This is a genomic window from Pseudomonas sp. Pf153 (assembly GCF_001269775.1).
Lineage (GTDB): Bacteria > Pseudomonadota > Gammaproteobacteria > Pseudomonadales > Pseudomonadaceae > Aquipseudomonas > Aquipseudomonas uvaldensis.
The window spans coordinates 147,005-161,321 of record NZ_LHVL01000016.1 but is presented as its reverse complement, the minus strand read 5'-3'; the positions used below and the strand labels follow the sequence as shown (position 1 = coordinate 161,321).

Here is a 14,317-nt window from a genome sequence, read left to right as displayed (position 1 = left end):
GGCAGTAAGCCCGTCTGTATACCGTAAACTCTATGGCTTGTCTTGCCAGTGGGATGCGCTACCATGGCCCTCCCATTTTTTGTTGCCTGCCACCATGCACTGTCCCTTCTGCGGTGCCAACGACACCAAAGTCATCGACTCGCGACTGGTCGCCGAGGGCGAACAGGTTCGCCGTCGCCGCGAATGCTTGGCCTGCGGCGAACGTTTCACCACGTTCGAGACCGCTGAGCTGGTGTTGCCGCGCCTGATCAAAACCGACGGCAGCCGCCAGCCGTTCGACGAAGACAAATTGCGCGCCGGCATGCAGCGCGCCCTGGAAAAACGCCCGGTGAGCGTCGAGCGCCTGGAAGCGGCGCTGGTGCACATCAAGCATAAGCTGCGGGCCACTGGCGAGCGGGAGGTCAAATCCCTGGTCGTCGGTGAGCTGGTGATGGCCGAGCTGCAGAAGCTCGATGAAGTCGCCTACATCCGTTTTGCCTCGGTGTACCGTCGCTTCCAGGACTTGAATGAGTTCCGCGAGGAAATCGACCGCCTGGCCCGCGAGCCGGTGAAAGAATGACCGCCCCGGCGCAGCAGGCCGTCCTCGACGCCCACTATATGGCCCGTGCCCTGGAACTGGCGCGACGTGGTCATTACACCACCCATCCCAATCCCCGGGTGGGCTGTGTGATCGTGCGCGACGGGCAGATTGTCGGCGAAGGCTGGCATATCCGTGCCGGCGAACCCCATGCCGAAGTTCATGCCTTGCGCGCCGCCGGTGAGCTGGCCCGGGGCGCCACGGCCTACGTGACGCTGGAACCTTGCAGCCATCACGGGCGCACGCCGCCCTGCGCCGATGCGTTGGTCAATGCCGGCGTGGCCCGTGTGGTCGCGGCGATGCAGGACCCGAACCCGGAAGTCGCCGGTCGCGGCCTGCAGCGGCTGGCCCAGGCCGGCATCGCCACCCAGAGCGGCGTGCTGGAGGGCGAGGCGCGCAAGCTCAACGAAGGTTTCCTCAAGCGCATGGAACACGGCCTGCCGTTCGTGCGGGTCAAGCTTGCCATGAGCCTCGATGGCCGCACCGCCATGGAAAGTGGCGAAAGCCAATGGATCACCGGCCCGGCCGCGCGCTCGGCGGTGCAGCGGCTGCGGGCCCAGGCCAGCGTGGTGCTGACCGGCGCCGACACGGTGTTGGCGGACAACGCCCGACTGACCGTGCGGGCCGAGGAATTGGGGCTGGACCCGGAGCAAACCGCGCTGGCCATGAGTCGCCCACCGCTGCGGGTGCTGGTGGATGGACGCCTGCGGGTGCCGCTGGACGCGCCGTTCTTCAAGGCCGGCCCGGCGCTGGTCGCTACTTGCATGGCGGTGGAAGAACAGTATGCCAACGGCCCTGAATGCATGATCTTGGCGGGGGATGACGGTCAGGTCGATCTGCATCGCCTGTTGCTGGAGTTGGCTGCCCGTGGCGTCAATGAAGTGCTGGTGGAAGCCGGTCCACGCCTGGCGGGGGCCTTTGCCCGGCAAGGGTTGGTGGATGAGTTCCAGATTTTCATCGCTGGCAGGTTCCTGGGCTCTTCGGCGCGGCCATTGCTCGATTGGCCGCTGGCGTACATGAAGGACGCCCCGGAACTGAAAATCACCGAAATCCGCGCCGTGGGCGATGACTGGCGAGTCATTGCCGTTCCCGTCCCGCCGGCCAGCGTATAATTCCCGGCCTTCGCTCCTGCGGCGGCCCGTTCTCGAGGAGGACTCCATGTTTACCGGCATCATCGAATCCATCGGCAGCATCCGCGCACTCACCCCCAAGGGCGGTGATGTACGGGTCTACGTCGAAACCGGCAAGCTCGACCTGAGCGACGTCAAACTGGGCGACAGCATCGCCGTGAACGGCGTGTGTCTGACCGCCGTGGAACTGCCGGGCAATGGTTTCATGGCCGATGTCAGCCGCGAAACCCTCGACTGCACCGCCATGAACGACCTCAAGAGCGGCAGCCCGGTCAACCTGGAGAAAGCCCTGACCCCCACCACCCGGCTGGGCGGGCATCTGGTCAGCGGCCACGTGGACGGCGTCGGCGAAGTGGTTTCCCGTACCGATAATGCACGGGCCGTGGAGTTTCGGATCCGCGCCCCGAAAGCGCTCGCCAAATACATTGCCCACAAAGGCTCGATCACCGTCGACGGCACCAGCCTGACGGTCAACGCGGTGGATGGCGCCGAGTTCCTGCTGACGATCATTCCTCACACTCTGAGCGAAACCATCATGGCCTCGTACCGGCCGGGTCGTCGGGTCAACCTGGAAGTCGACCTGCTGGCCCGTTACCTGGAGCGTCTGCTGCTGGGTGAAAAGGCCGCGGAGCCGACATCCGGCAGCAACATCACTGAAAGCTTTCTGGCCGCCAACGGCTACCTCAAATCCTGACCCAAGGGGGTGCCGCGTGGCGCTCAATAGCATCGAAGAACTGGTTGAAGACATCCGCCAAGGCAAGATGGTCATCCTCATGGATGACGAAGACCGCGAGAACGAAGGCGACCTGATCATGGCCGCCGAGTGCTGCAAGGCCGAACACATCAACTTCATGGCCAAACACGCCCGTGGCTTGATCTGCATGCCCATGACCCGGGAGCGTTGCGAACTGCTGAAGCTGCCGCTGATGGCGCCGCGCAACGGTTCCGGCTTCGGTACCAAGTTCACCGTGTCCATCGAGGCCGCCGAGGGCGTGACCACCGGTATCTCCGCCGCTGACCGGGCGCGTACCGTGCAGGCCGCTGCCGCCAGGGACGCCAAGGCCGAAGACATCGTCAGCCCCGGCCACATTTTCCCGCTGATGGCCCAGGCCGGCGGCACCCTGGCCCGTGCCGGCCACACCGAAGCGGCGTGCGACCTGGCGCGCATGGCCGGTTTCGAACCCGCCGGCGTAATCTGCGAAGTGATGAACGACGACGGCACCATGTCCCGTCGCGCGGAACTGGAGGCCTTCGCCGCCGAACACAACATCAAGATCGGCACCATCGCCGACCTGATCCACTACCGGATGATCCACGAGCGTACCGTTCAGCGGATTGCCGAGCAGCCGTTGGACAGTGAATTGGGCCAGTTCAACCTGGTGACCTACCGTGATTCGGTGGAAGGCGACGTGCACATGGCGTTGACCCTGGGCACCGTATGCGCCGAAGAGCCGACCCTGGTACGTGTACATAATATGGACCCGCTGCGCGACCTGCTGATGGTCAAACAGCCCGGCCGCTGGAGCCTGCGCGCTGCCATGGCCGCCGTGGCCGAGGCCGGCAGCGGCGTGGTGCTGCTGCTCGGACACCCCCTCGACGGTGACGTGCTGCTGGCGCACATCCGTGAAACCGCTGATCAGACCGCCGTGAAAAAACCGACCACCTACAGCATCGTCGGCGCCGGTTCGCAGATTCTTCGCGACCTGGGCGTGCGTAAAATGCGCCTGATGAGTGCACCGATGAAATTCAATGCGATATCCGGTTTCGATCTGGAAGTTGTAGAATACGTGCCCTCCGAATAATGACCCTGTTCAATTAAGGAGGTCCCCCTTGTGGGAGCGGGCTTGCTCGCGAAGGCGATGGAACATCCAGCATCGATGTTGACTGATACACCGCTTTCGCGAGCAAGCCCGCTCCCACAGGGGACTTCTGGCCCCAACAACATTGAGGAACGCGTACCAAACGCGCTCCGGCTCTTTAAGAGATCTGACGAATGACCCTGAAGACCATCGAAGGTACCTTCATCGCCCCCAAAGGCCGCTACGCTCTGGTAGTGGGCCGTTTCAACAGTTTCGTGGTCGAGAGCCTGGTTGACGGTGCGGTCGATGCCCTGGTTCGCCATGGCGTGAGCGAAAGCGACATCACTATCATCCGTGCGCCTGGCGCCTTCGAAATTCCGCTGGTTGCGCAGAAAGTCGCTCAGAAGGGCGAATATGCAGCGATCATCGCCCTGGGCGCGGTCATTCGTGGCGGTACTCCGCACTTCGAATACGTGGCTGGCGAGTGCACCAAGGGCCTGGCCCAGGTCTCCATGGAGTTCGGCGTACCGGTCGCTTTCGGCGTGCTGACCGTTGATTCCATCGAGCAAGCCATCGAACGTTCCGGCACCAAGGCCGGTAACAAAGGCGCCGAAGCTGCCCTGTCCGCCCTGGAAATGGTCAGCCTGCTGGCGCAGTTGGAGGCCAAGTGATTAGCGACGAAAGCGATCGTTTCAACCCACGCGATCCCAAGCCGGCCGATGCCGGCAAGCCTTCGAAGAGCGCCAAGCGCCGCGAAGCCCGTCAGCTCGCGACCCAGGCACTGTATCAATGGCACATGGCCAGGCAGTCGCTGAACGAGATCGAAGCGCAATTTCGGGTCGATAACGACTTCAGTGATGTCGACGGTGCGTATTTCCGCGAGATCCTCCACGGGGTCCCGGCACACAAGACCGAGATCGACAAGGCCCTGGCTCCATGCCTGGACCTGACCATCGAGGAGCTGGACCCGGTCGAGCTGGCCGTGTTGCGCTTGTCCACCTGGGAGCTGATGCAGCGGGTCGACGTGCCGTATCGTGTGGTGATCAACGAGGGGATCGAGCTGGCGAAAGTCTTTGGCTCCACTGACGGTCACAAATTCGTCAACGGCGTACTCGACAAGCTTGCCCCACGCCTGCGCGAAGCTGAAGTGAAGGCGTTCAAGCGCTGAATGGGTGAGTTTGAGCTGATCCGCAGCTACTTCGCCGCTGCGCCCTGCGCGCAGGGTGGCGAGGGCGTTGCGCTGGGGATCGGCGACGACTGTGCCTTGCTGGCCGTTCCCCCGGGGGAGCAGCTGGCGGTGTCCACCGACACGCTCGTGGCCGGTGTGCATTTTCCCGACCCTTGCGACCCGTTCCTGCTAGGCCAGCGTTCGCTGGCCGTGGCAGTCAGCGACCTGGCTGCCATGGGCGCCACTCCTGTCGCCTTTACCCTTGCCCTGACCTTGCCCGCAGTGACCGCCGACTGGCTGCAAGCCTATGCCCGTGGCTTGAACCAGATGGCCCAGGCTTGCGGCGTCGCGCTGGTGGGCGGTGACACCACCCGTGGGCCGCTGAGCCTGACCATGACCGTGTTCGGCCGCGTGCCGACCGGCCAGGCTCTGACTCGAAGTGGCGCGCAACCCGGCGACTGGCTGTGTGTCGGTGGCGAGCTGGGCAATGCGGCCGGGGCATTGCCGCTGGTGCTTGGCCAACGCGAAGCCGAACCCTCGATCGCCGAGCCGCTGCTGGCCCACTACTGGTCGCCGCAACCGCAGATTGGCCTGGGCCTGGCGCTAAGGGGCATGGCCAGTGCCGCCATGGATATTTCCGATGGCCTGTTGGCCGACTGTGGGCATATTGCGGTGGCGTCCGGCGTGGCACTTCGGATTGAACGGGACCGGCTGCCGCTGTCCAACGCATTGCTGGCGTTTCTTGGCCGGCCGGCCGCCGAGCAGGCCGCGCTGAGTGGCGGAGACGACTACGTATTGCTCTTTACCGTGCCGTCTGTCCGATTGTCGGCATTACAGGCCCAGGGTTGGCCCATCCATGTGATCGGCCGTGCCGAAGCGGGGCAGGGCGTGCGCCTGGTCGACGCCGACGGGCGCGACATCACCCCGCAAATCCGGGGTTATCAACATTTTCGGGAGACACCGTGACAGATCATCCCAACCAGGTCCCGGCTGAATTCGTACCCCCCTCGGTCTGGCGCAATCCCTGGCATTTCATGGCGTTTGGCTTCGGTTCGGGTACTTTACCCAAGGCGCCGGGCACCTGGGGCTCGCTGGTTGCGCTACCCTTCATACCGTTGTGGCAGATGTTGCCGGACTGGGGCTATTGGCTCGCGCTGGGCATCACCATGCTGTTCGGCTTCTGGCTGTGTGGCAAAGTGGCGGATGACCTGCGGGTGCACGATCACGAAGGTATCGTCTGGGACGAAATGGTCGGGATGTGGATCACCCTGTGGCTGGTGCCGGAAGGCTGGTACTGGCTGCTGACGGGTTTTGTGGTGTTCCGCTTCTTCGATATTCTCAAGCCCTGGCCGATCCGCTGGATCGACCGACATGTGCACGGGGGTGTCGGCATCATGCTCGACGATATACTGGCCGGGGTCTTTGCCTGGCTGGCAATGCAAGGACTGGTGTGGTGTTTTACCTGAGGGATGCGGGCATGGGCGTAAGCCGAGCGCTGTTGCTGTTGCTGTGTCTAGGGACCTGCCTCGGTGCTCTGGCGGCGGAGCCGACACCCCTTCCCGGCAAAGTCCGCGCCGCCAGCGAAGAGTGGGCCGATTACACCCAGGCCGATGGCCAGGGCATGGGCTGGGACATCTTGCGTGCGGTGTTCGAACCTGCCGGCGTCAGGCTCGAGATCCGCAGCGTGCCCTACACCCGCTCGACCGGGCTGGTGCAGCGCGGTGAGGTCGACGTCCAGGTCGGTGCCTATCGCGACGAAACCGAAGGCGTGCTCTACCCTCAATGGCACTACGACATCGACCACATCTATGCCCTGGGTCTGGCTTCCAAACCGGCCCCCACCCTGGCGACGCTGGGTAATTATCGGCTGATCTGGATGCGCGGCTACGAATACAACAACTACCTTCCCAATATCCGGCGCTTCAATGAAATTCATCGCGCTGTAGGTATTCTGCCAATGCTGGCCCATGATCGCGCCGATTTTTATATCGATGCGTTGATGGAAATCCAGGACGTACTTTCCAAGGCCGACAATCCGCGACAGTACAGGCTCACGCCGCTGATCAATCTGCCGCTCTATCTGGGCTTCGCCAACACCGCCAACGGAAGGGCATTGCTCGAGCTGTTCGATAAGCGCATGGAGATCCTGGTAAAGAGCGGCGAGCTGAAACCGATTTTCGAGCGCTGGAAACAACCGTATCCTTTCGACGAACATGGCAAGCCGCCGAAGCCGTAATCAAACTTTTCGATGGTAATGGCCGATAATTCAGCCTAAGCGTCCATCGGAAGCTGCTGTTACAATGCCCCCCTCTGCGAAACTCCAGTACTAGATCAGGAGCACACCGGTGCCTGTCGTTTTTGTTGCCGCTTCCAAGCTGCCAACGCCCTTTGCGCAATTCACCATGCATGGTTTTCTTGACGAAGCCACCGGCCGCGAGCATGTCGTGCTGAGCCTGGGTGACGTTGCCGATGGCGCCCCGGTGCTCGGTCGCCTTCACTCCGAATGCCTGACGGGCGATGCCCTGTTCAGTCAGCGCTGCGACTGCGGCTCGCAACTTGAAGCCGCGCTGCAGGCCATCGCCCGCGAAGGCCGTGGCGTGCTGCTGTATCTGCGCCAGGAAGGGCGCGGCATTGGCCTGTTGAACAAGATCCGCGCTTACGAATTGCAGGATGGCGGCGCCGATACCGTGGAAGCCAACGAACGCCTCGGGTTCGCCGCCGACTTGCGGGACTACAGCATCTGCCTGCCCATGCTCCAGCACCTGGGTGTCAAATCCTTGCGGTTGATGACCAACAATCCGCGCAAGGTCAAGGCGTTGACCGACATGGGCATCGTCGTTGCCGAGCGTGTGCCGCTGCACACGGGCCATAACCCTCACAACAAACTCTACCTGGCGACCAAGGCCAGCAAGCTCGACCACATGATGGGCAACGAGCACCAGGGCGAGGTCGACCGGGCGTGACGCGGGGTCAAGTCCGGCGGCGGCTGTCTATCAGTTGGTGGAAATACCTGGCGTTGGCGTTGCTGCCGCTGTTTGTGATCAACGCGGTGTTCGGCCAGGGCGAGGCGATTCTGCCAATGCTGGCGATGCCGTTGTTCATCGCCGGCATGGCCTCGATGTTTGTCAGCCTGCGATTCTTCGGCGCTTATAAACTCGCCTTGATTGCCACTCAGAAGGCCCTCGACACTCCCGAAGAACCTCAGGCCTGGATCGAGCTGGCGGCGCGTCGTCGGGCCGCTTTTCTGGCTGCCGGGTTACCGGCCTGGATCGGTGCCCTGGCGGTGTTCGTGGGCCTGGAAGCCGTGCCGCTGATGTTGCTGGCCTTGTCCTCCGCCGTGTTGTTCTACCTGTATCGCCTGCCGCGCCAGCTCGGTTGATGAAACGATGGCTGGTGCTTCTGCTGCTGGCCGTCAGCGCCTCGACCTCCGCGGCCCAGCGGGTCGTCAGCCTGGCCCCGTCGCTTTCCGAAATCGTCGTTGAACTGGACTCCGCCGACCTGCTGGTAGGTGTGCTGGATGGCGGCGACCGTCCTTCGGCACTCGAGAAGCTGCCCTCCGTAGGCCGCTACGGGCAGTTGGACATGGAGCGTTTGCTCAGTCTGAAGCCTGACCTGCTCCTGCTCTGGCCCGGTAGTGTGGGCAAGGCCCAGCGCGACCAACTCAAGCGCCTGGGCGTCCCGGTCTACGTGGCCGAGCCCCACAGCCTCGACCAGCTCATCAACCAAATCGAAGACATCGCCATTCGGCTTGGTCGCCCTGAGCGAGGCGTGCGCAGGGCGGCGCAGTTGCGCGGGCATCTCGAAGCGTTGCGCCAACGCTATCGCCGCGACGTGCCGTTGCCGGTGTTCTATCAGGTCTGGGACCGGCCGCTGTACACCGTCGGCGGCGGGCAGATCATCAGCGATGCCCTGGCAACATGCGGTGCGCGTAATGTCTTTGCGGACCTGAGCCTGCCGGCGCCGCAGGTGAGCGTGGAATCGGTGCTGCAACGCAACCCACGGATTATCCTGGCCACTGAGCAGGCACAGCTCGATGCCTGGAAAGCCTGGCCAGTGGCGCAGGGGCGATTGTTGCTAGTGAGTGACAAAGGGCTGGAGCGGCCCAGTGGACAGATGATCAAGGCGACGGAGCGGTTGTGCGGGTTGATTGCGCCTGACAGATAAACCGCGTCGCCTGTTTCGCGAGCAAGCCCGCTCCCACAGGGACCGCGTTCAGCCGAACAACCCGAGCGAATGTGGGAGCGGGCTTGCTCGCGAAGAGGACAGTCCAGACACCATCGCAGCGGGATCAGAAAACCGGTGTCCAGGTCACCCCGAACAGCCAGCTTCGCCCCTCCTCACGATAGCCATATTGCGCTCCGTCATGGCTATACAGCGCGCGGCTGTAACCCTTGTCCAACAGGTTATCCACCTTCATCTCCAGCTTCACTTCCGATGTCAGCGCCCAACTGCCGCGCAAGCCGAGCAAGGCATAGCCGCCCAGGGCATTGCGGTTGTTCTCGTCGTCATAACTGCCGCTCACCGCTTGCCAGGTGGCACCCAGGCCCAATCGGTCGAACTGCCGGTCCAGGTCCAGGCTCAACGTCCGGCGGGCGCGGCGGGCGAGGGTGTGGCCGCTGTCACGGTCCCTCGGGTCGATAATGGCCAGGCCCAGGTTGCCTTGCCAGCCGAACAGCTCCTGCCTGAGGGCTGCCTCGAAACCGTTGATCCGCGCCGACGCAACGTTCTGCGGGCGGGAATTACTGCCGAAGATAATCGCGTCTTCAAGGTCGGTGCGGTACAGCGAAGCTTCGAGGCGGGCACTGTCGTTCAGTTGGCTGCGCCATTGCAGCTCGTAGCTCCTGGCGGTTTCGGGCGTCAGGTTCGGGTTGCTGAAGTCCGGGTAGTAGAGGTCGTTGAAGGTCGGTGCGCGGAAGCTCTCGCTGTAGGTCAGCAACAGATCGTTGTCCGGGTTCATCGGTAGCGTGAGCGTGCCGCTCCAGCTGTTCTGGCCGCCGAACTGCTGGTTCTGGTCGCGGCGCAGGCCCAACTCGGTGGAGAAAGTGTCCCCCTGGAAACGATGCTGGATGAACGCTGCGCGATTCCAGCGACTGTCCTCGTCGAACGGTGTGCTGCTGTTGACCCGGTCCTGGTATGCATCGCCTCCCAGGATCAGGCTGTTGCGAGCATTCAGCGTCACGTCGTTCTGCCAGGTGACGGAATCGCGGTAGGTGTTGAACACTTCCCGGACATCGCTGAGCTTGTCGAAGGTTTTCTCGCGATTTTCGCTGTGGGCCAGTTCGAGGCGCGATGTCCAGGCGTCGTTGATCCGTCCGTCGATATAGGTGCTGAAACTGCTGACCGCAAAATCACTGTAGGGTTGCTGGGGCAGCGATTCGAAGGTGTTCGGGTCGAAGCGGCCGAACGGATTGTCGTATTCGCTTTTGCCGCGGTTATCCAGCAGGTTGAGGCCGATTTCCAGATCATCGTTGACGATGTGGCTCAGGCTCAAACTCAAGGATCGGTTGCGATTGGCATCGTCGTCCCGGTCGCTGGCGTAGGACTCGTGGGTGCGATTGGTCCCGGCGCTGTCGTCCAGGCTGGCACCCAGGTTGAAGCGGGTTTGCTCGTCGCCGCCGGACAGACCCAGGCTACGCTCCCAGGTCTGGTGACTGCCGAACCCCAGGTGCAGGCGTGGTTGCAGGCCGGACGCATTGCCACGCCGGGTGAAGATCTGAATCACACCGCCCACCGCGTCGGCACCGTAGATCACCGAGCGCGAACCGCGCAGCACTTCGACCCGTTCGATCTGGTTGATGTTCAGGCGTTGCAGGTTGCTGTCGCCGGATGTGGCGTTGCCGATGCGCTGGCCGTCCACCAGCACCAGGCTCTGGGCCGATTTGGTGCCGCGAATATAAATCCCCGGCAAACTGCCGCGCCCGCCCAGCGGGGCTACCTGTACCCCCGGTACGCGGCTGAGCAGATCGGTGACGCTGTTGGGTTGCAGCCGATCAATGTCATCGCGGGTGAACACAGTGTTGGCCGCGCTGCTGTCGTTGCGTGCCTCCACCTGGCGGTTGGCGCTGATCACCACGTCCGGCAGCTTCAATGCCTGATCGCGCTCGAAGGTGTCGGCCAGCAGTGCTGTGGTCGGCAGTAGGGAAAGGGCGAGGATAGCTCGCAGTTTCATAGGTGTTCCGCAAAAAATCGGCTGCACACATAACCAGTGTGGGAGCGGGCTTGCTCGCGAAAGCGGTATATCAGTCGACATGAATTTGACTGATATACCGCTTTCGCGAGCAAGCCCGCTCCCACAAGAGGCCCGCGTCGTTTTGAAAATTACCGGCCCAGCAGCTGCAACCGCTGGCGCACCGACGCTTCGATCCCGGCTTCATCCAGCCCGCATTCAGCCAGCATCTGTGCAGGCTTGGCATGCTCGACGTAGATGTCCGGCAGGCCCAGGTGCAGCACCGGCTTGAGGATGTTCTCCCGGGCCAGGTATTCGCTGACCGCCGCGCCGGCGCCGCCCATGATGGCGTTTTCCTCGATGGTCACCAGCAGTTCATGGCTGCCGGCCATCTCGCGCACCATGGCTTCATCCAGAGGTTTGACGAAACGCATGTCCACCACGGTGGCATCCAGGGTTTCGGCGACTTTCAGGGCTTCGGCCAGTTGCACGCCGAACACCAGCAGGGCGGTCTGCTTGCCTCGGCGGCGGATTACACCCTTGCCGATCTCGATCGGCTCCAGGCCAGGATCGATGGTCGCGTTCGGGCCGCTGCCGCGTGGGTAGCGCACGGCAGCGGGGCCGTTGAACAAGTGACCCGTGGTGAGCATCTTGCGCAGTTCGTTTTCGTCGCTCGGGGTCATCACCAGCATGCCCGGGATGCAACGCAGGAACGAAAGATCGAAGCTGCCGGCATGGGTCGGGCCGTCTTCGCCCACCAGGCCGGCGCGGTCGATGGCGAACAGCACGTCGAGGTTCTGCACCGCCACGTCATGGACCAACTGATCGTAGCCGCGCTGCAGGAAGGTGGAATAGATCGCCACCACGGGCTTGGCGCCTTCGCAGGCCATGCCGGCGGCGAGGGTCACGGCGTGCTGCTCGGCAATCGCCACGTCGAAGTAGCGCTGTGGGTAGCGTTCGCTGAAGGCCACCAGGTCCGAACCTTCCTTCATCGCCGGGGTGATGCCCACCAGGCGCTCGTCGGCGGCGGCCATGTCGCACAGCCACTGGCCGAACACACCGGAATATTTCGGGCCACCGGCCTTTTTCGGCGCGGCGGCAGGGGCGTCCAGCGGTTCCAGCTTGGTGATGGCGTGGTAGCCGATGGGGTCGACTTCCGCCGGGGCGAAGCCTTTGCCTTTCTTGGTGACCACGTGCAGGAACTGCGGTCCCTTGAGATCACGCATGTTGCGCAGGGTGGCGATCAGCGTGGGCAGGTCGTGGCCGTCGATGGGGCCGATGTAATTCCAGCCCAGCTCTTCGAACAGTGTGCCGGGCACCAGCATGCCCTTGGCATACTCCTCGGTGCGACGGGCTATTTCCCAGGCGCCGGGCAGGCGCGACAGGACCTTCTTGCTGCCTTCGCGCATGCTCGCATAGGTGCGGCTGGAGAGTATTTTCGCCAGATAATTGGACAAACCACCAACGTTGCGCGAGATCGACATGTCGTTGTCGTTGAGGATCACCAGCATGTTGGCGTCGACTTCCGGCGCGTGGTTCAGCGCCTCGAAGGCCATGCCGGCCGTCAGCGCGCCGTCACCGATCACGGCAATCGCCTTGCGCTCGCTGTTCTGCAACCGGGCGGCAATCGCCATGCCCAGAGCGGCACTGATGGACGTGCTGGAATGGCCAACGCCGAAGGTGTCGTATTCGCTCTCGGAGCGTCGCGGGAATGCCGCGATGCCGCCTTTCTGGCGCAAGGTGTTCATGCGCTCGCGACGACCGGTGAGAATCTTGTGCGGGTAGGCCTGATGGCCGACGTCCCACACCAGCCGGTCGTCCGGAGTGTCGAATACGTAATGCAGCGCGATGGTCAGTTCGATGACGCCCAGGCCGGCACCGAAGTGCCCACCGGTCTGGCCGACCGTGTAGAGCAGTTCCAGGCGCAGCTCATCGGCCAGGGTTTCCAGCTCGGCTTCACCTAACCGACGCAGGCCGTCCGGCGTGTTGGCGCGGTCCAGCAGGGGCGTGGTCGGGCGTTTGCGGGGAATCTCTTGAAACGTCGTGGGCATCAGGCGAATCGTTATAGGTATAGAAAGAGGCGGCAGTTTACCTTATGCATCGCAAGCTGCCCACGCGTTGGCCGGAACTTGGCCGATACGCAGTCTTAAGGGGTTGACACCTTGTCAGCTGCGTCGTTCGACGATATAGCGCGCCAGTTCGCGCAGTGGCTCGGCCGCCGCGTCAAACGGTCGCAACGCGGCCAGGGCCTGGTCACGCAGTTCCAGGGCGTAGGCCTTGGCGGCGTCGAGGCCGAGCAGGGCCGGGTAGGTCGGCTTGTCGCGGGCGATGTCGGCGCCCTGACGCTTGCCCAGGGTCTGGGTATCGCTTTCGACGTCGAGAATGTCGTCCTGGACCTGGAACGCCAGGCCAATCGCCCGGGCGTAAGTCTGCAGGGCTTGCAACTGCTCAGGCGTGGCCCGGCCGCTGGCCAGGGCGCCGAGGCGGACGCTGGCTTCGATCAGCGCGCCGGTCTTGTGCCGGTGCATGTATTCAAGGGCGTCCTGGTCCAGCTTCAAGCCGACCGAACCGAGATCGATGGCCTGGCCGCCGACCATCCCGGCGGGACCTGCCGCCAGCGCCAGGACGCTGACCATGTCCAGGCGCGTCTGCGTGGGGCAATCGCTCAGGGCCGGGTCCAGCAGGGCGCTGAAGGCCAGGCTCTGCAAGCCGTCGCCGGCCAGGATCGCGCACGCTTCGTCGAATTGTTTATGGGTGGTGGGCTGGCCGCGACGCAGATCGTCGTCGTCCATGGCTGGCAAATCGTCGTGGACCAGCGAATAGGCATGGATCAACTCCACCGCGCAGGCCGCACCGTTGGCCTGTTCGGCCACGCCGCCCAAGGCTTCGCACGCGGCATAGGCCAGCAGGGGGCGGACACGCTTGCCGCCATTCATGACGCTGTAGCGCATGGCTTCGTAGAGTCGCGCCAGTTCCGGGCTCGGGGCGCTGAACAGGGTTTCCAGTGCAGCATTGACCCGGGCCTGACTGCTGGCCTGATACGCGGCGATCATTCAGGCTGTTCCGCGTCGAAGGGTTCCTCAGTCAGCTCGCCGTCGCGTTCGAGCAACAGTTGCACCTTCTGCTCGGCCTGGGCCAGCGCTGCCTGGCAATCGCGAGTCAAGCCGATACCCTGCTCGAAGGCAGTCAGCGAGTCTTCCAGCGACAATTCGCCGTTCTCCAGCCGTTCAACCAGCGTTTGCAGGTCGGCCAGGGATTGTTCGAAGTCCAATGCAGCTTTTTTACGGGCCATGGCGGCTATTCCGGTTGACTGTTAAACCGGCGCGACACTAGCAGACATGGGGTATTGGGGCAAATCAGGGGCGGGAGCGTTCGGGGCGCAATTGCTCAGGATTTGTACAGCTTTTCCGTATTCGGCTCATTTAATGAGCCGAATAACCTCGCTATTCGGCTCTCGTCACCTTGAGGACGTGATTT

The 14,317-nt window shown here is 63.3% G+C and carries 16 protein-coding genes; 12 read left to right on the top strand and 4 right to left on the bottom strand.

Translation table 11 applies throughout. The features are described from left to right. Window positions 1-94 precede the first annotated feature (94 nt). The 12 genes from nrdR to AD666_RS11745 all read left to right on the top strand — a co-directional run bounded on the left by nrdR (window position 95) and on the right by AD666_RS11745 (window position 8,838). A complete protein-coding gene (gene nrdR, locus AD666_RS11800) occupies window positions 95-559 on the top strand; it encodes a transcriptional regulator NrdR (RefSeq protein WP_024778359.1) in 465 nt (154 codons plus the stop codon). Beyond that, a complete protein-coding gene (gene ribD, locus AD666_RS11795; RefSeq protein ID WP_053151902.1) occupies window positions 556-1,689 on the top strand; it encodes a bifunctional diaminohydroxyphosphoribosylaminopyrimidine deaminase/5-amino-6-(5-phosphoribosylamino)uracil reductase RibD in 1,134 nt (377 codons plus the stop codon). Before nrdR ends, ribD begins: the two co-directional genes overlap by 4 nt. A 46-nt stretch (window positions 1,690-1,735) precedes the next feature. Then, window positions 1,736-2,401 (top strand): riboflavin synthase, encoded by a 666-nt coding sequence (locus tag AD666_RS11790; protein WP_053151900.1) that lies wholly within the window; start codon window positions 1,736-1,738, stop codon window positions 2,399-2,401. A gap of 16 nt (window positions 2,402-2,417) precedes the next feature. Further along, on the top strand, window positions 2,418-3,509 hold the full coding sequence (ribBA, locus tag AD666_RS11785; protein ID WP_053151899.1) for a bifunctional 3,4-dihydroxy-2-butanone-4-phosphate synthase/GTP cyclohydrolase II: 1,092 nt from the start codon (window positions 2,418-2,420) through the stop codon (window positions 3,507-3,509). A gap of 191 nt (window positions 3,510-3,700) precedes the next feature. Beyond that, window positions 3,701-4,177, top strand: a complete 477-nt coding sequence (gene ribE / locus AD666_RS11780) for a 6,7-dimethyl-8-ribityllumazine synthase (RefSeq protein WP_030140459.1) — start codon at window positions 3,701-3,703, stop codon at window positions 4,175-4,177. Further along, window positions 4,174-4,674 (top strand): transcription antitermination factor NusB, encoded by a 501-nt coding sequence (nusB, locus tag AD666_RS11775; RefSeq protein ID WP_053151898.1) that lies wholly within the window; start codon window positions 4,174-4,176, stop codon window positions 4,672-4,674. Before ribE ends, nusB begins: the two co-directional genes overlap by 4 nt. Continuing rightward, window positions 4,675-5,640 carry a thiamine-phosphate kinase gene (gene thiL / locus AD666_RS11770; RefSeq protein ID WP_053151896.1) on the top strand — a complete coding sequence of 322 codons (966 nt, stop codon included), beginning with the start codon at window positions 4,675-4,677 and terminating at the stop codon, window positions 5,638-5,640. Next, the gene (locus AD666_RS11765) at window positions 5,637-6,140 is read left to right on the top strand and encodes a phosphatidylglycerophosphatase A (protein WP_053151893.1); all 504 of its coding nucleotides are present in this window, start codon (window positions 5,637-5,639) and stop codon (window positions 6,138-6,140) included. The genes thiL and AD666_RS11765 overlap by 4 nt, the downstream gene beginning before the upstream one ends. 11 nt (window positions 6,141-6,151) lie before the next feature. After that, a complete protein-coding gene (locus tag AD666_RS11760) occupies window positions 6,152-6,910 on the top strand; it encodes an ABC transporter substrate-binding protein (protein ID WP_053151891.1) in 759 nt (252 codons plus the stop codon). Window positions 6,911-7,019: 109 nt separating this feature from the next. Continuing rightward, the gene (gene ribA, locus AD666_RS11755) at window positions 7,020-7,637 is read left to right on the top strand and encodes a GTP cyclohydrolase II (RefSeq protein ID WP_053151889.1); all 618 of its coding nucleotides are present in this window, start codon (window positions 7,020-7,022) and stop codon (window positions 7,635-7,637) included. Next, entirely contained in the window at window positions 7,634-8,053 is a 420-nt protein-coding gene (locus AD666_RS11750) for a hypothetical protein (RefSeq protein ID WP_053151887.1), read from the top strand. Before ribA ends, AD666_RS11750 begins: the two co-directional genes overlap by 4 nt. Further along, window positions 8,053-8,838 carry a cobalamin-binding protein gene (locus tag AD666_RS11745; RefSeq protein WP_053151886.1) on the top strand — a complete coding sequence of 262 codons (786 nt, stop codon included), beginning with the start codon at window positions 8,053-8,055 and terminating at the stop codon, window positions 8,836-8,838. Before AD666_RS11750 ends, AD666_RS11745 begins: the two co-directional genes overlap by 1 nt. 124 nt (window positions 8,839-8,962) lie before the next feature. Here the strand turns inward: AD666_RS11745 and AD666_RS11740 are convergent, their stop codons facing one another. From AD666_RS11740 to AD666_RS11725, 4 genes are all read right to left on the bottom strand, one after another. After that, complete coding sequence (locus AD666_RS11740; RefSeq protein WP_053151883.1) at window positions 8,963-10,843, bottom strand: TonB-dependent receptor domain-containing protein; 1,881 nt, start codon at window positions 10,841-10,843, stop codon at window positions 8,963-8,965. Between the two features lie 149 nt (window positions 10,844-10,992). Continuing rightward, complete coding sequence (gene dxs / locus AD666_RS11735; RefSeq protein ID WP_053151881.1) at window positions 10,993-12,891, bottom strand: 1-deoxy-D-xylulose-5-phosphate synthase; 1,899 nt, start codon at window positions 12,889-12,891, stop codon at window positions 10,993-10,995. 114 nt (window positions 12,892-13,005) lie between these two features. Continuing rightward, complete coding sequence (ispA, locus tag AD666_RS11730) at window positions 13,006-13,893, bottom strand: (2E,6E)-farnesyl diphosphate synthase (RefSeq protein ID WP_053151879.1); 888 nt, start codon at window positions 13,891-13,893, stop codon at window positions 13,006-13,008. Further along, window positions 13,890-14,132, bottom strand: a complete 243-nt coding sequence (locus AD666_RS11725; protein WP_003185917.1) for an exodeoxyribonuclease VII small subunit — start codon at window positions 14,130-14,132, stop codon at window positions 13,890-13,892. The genes ispA and AD666_RS11725 overlap by 4 nt, the downstream gene beginning before the upstream one ends. Between the last annotated feature and the right edge of the window lie 185 nt (window positions 14,133-14,317).

Coding starts and splice junctions, on each gene's coding strand:
- nrdR (WP_024778359.1), top strand. CDS start 95: ATGCACTGTCCCTTCTGCGGTGCCAACGACACCAAAGTCATCGACTCG.
- ribD (WP_053151902.1), top strand. CDS start 556: ATGACCGCCCCGGCGCAGCAGGCCGTCCTCGACGCCCACTATATGGCC.
- AD666_RS11790 (WP_053151900.1), top strand. CDS start 1,736: ATGTTTACCGGCATCATCGAATCCATCGGCAGCATCCGCGCACTCACC.
- ribE (WP_030140459.1), top strand. CDS start 3,701: ATGACCCTGAAGACCATCGAAGGTACCTTCATCGCCCCCAAAGGCCGC.
- thiL (WP_053151896.1), top strand. CDS start 4,675: ATGGGTGAGTTTGAGCTGATCCGCAGCTACTTCGCCGCTGCGCCCTGC.
- AD666_RS11760 (WP_053151891.1), top strand. CDS start 6,152: ATGGGCGTAAGCCGAGCGCTGTTGCTGTTGCTGTGTCTAGGGACCTGC.
- AD666_RS11745 (WP_053151886.1), top strand. CDS start 8,053: ATGAAACGATGGCTGGTGCTTCTGCTGCTGGCCGTCAGCGCCTCGACC.
- AD666_RS11740 (WP_053151883.1), bottom strand. CDS start 10,843: ATGAAACTGCGAGCTATCCTCGCCCTTTCCCTACTGCCGACCACAGCA.
- dxs (WP_053151881.1), bottom strand. CDS start 12,891: ATGCCCACGACGTTTCAAGAGATTCCCCGCAAACGCCCGACCACGCCC.
- ispA (WP_053151879.1), bottom strand. CDS start 13,893: ATGATCGCCGCGTATCAGGCCAGCAGTCAGGCCCGGGTCAATGCTGCA.
- AD666_RS11725 (WP_003185917.1), bottom strand. CDS start 14,132: ATGGCCCGTAAAAAAGCTGCATTGGACTTCGAACAATCCCTGGCCGAC.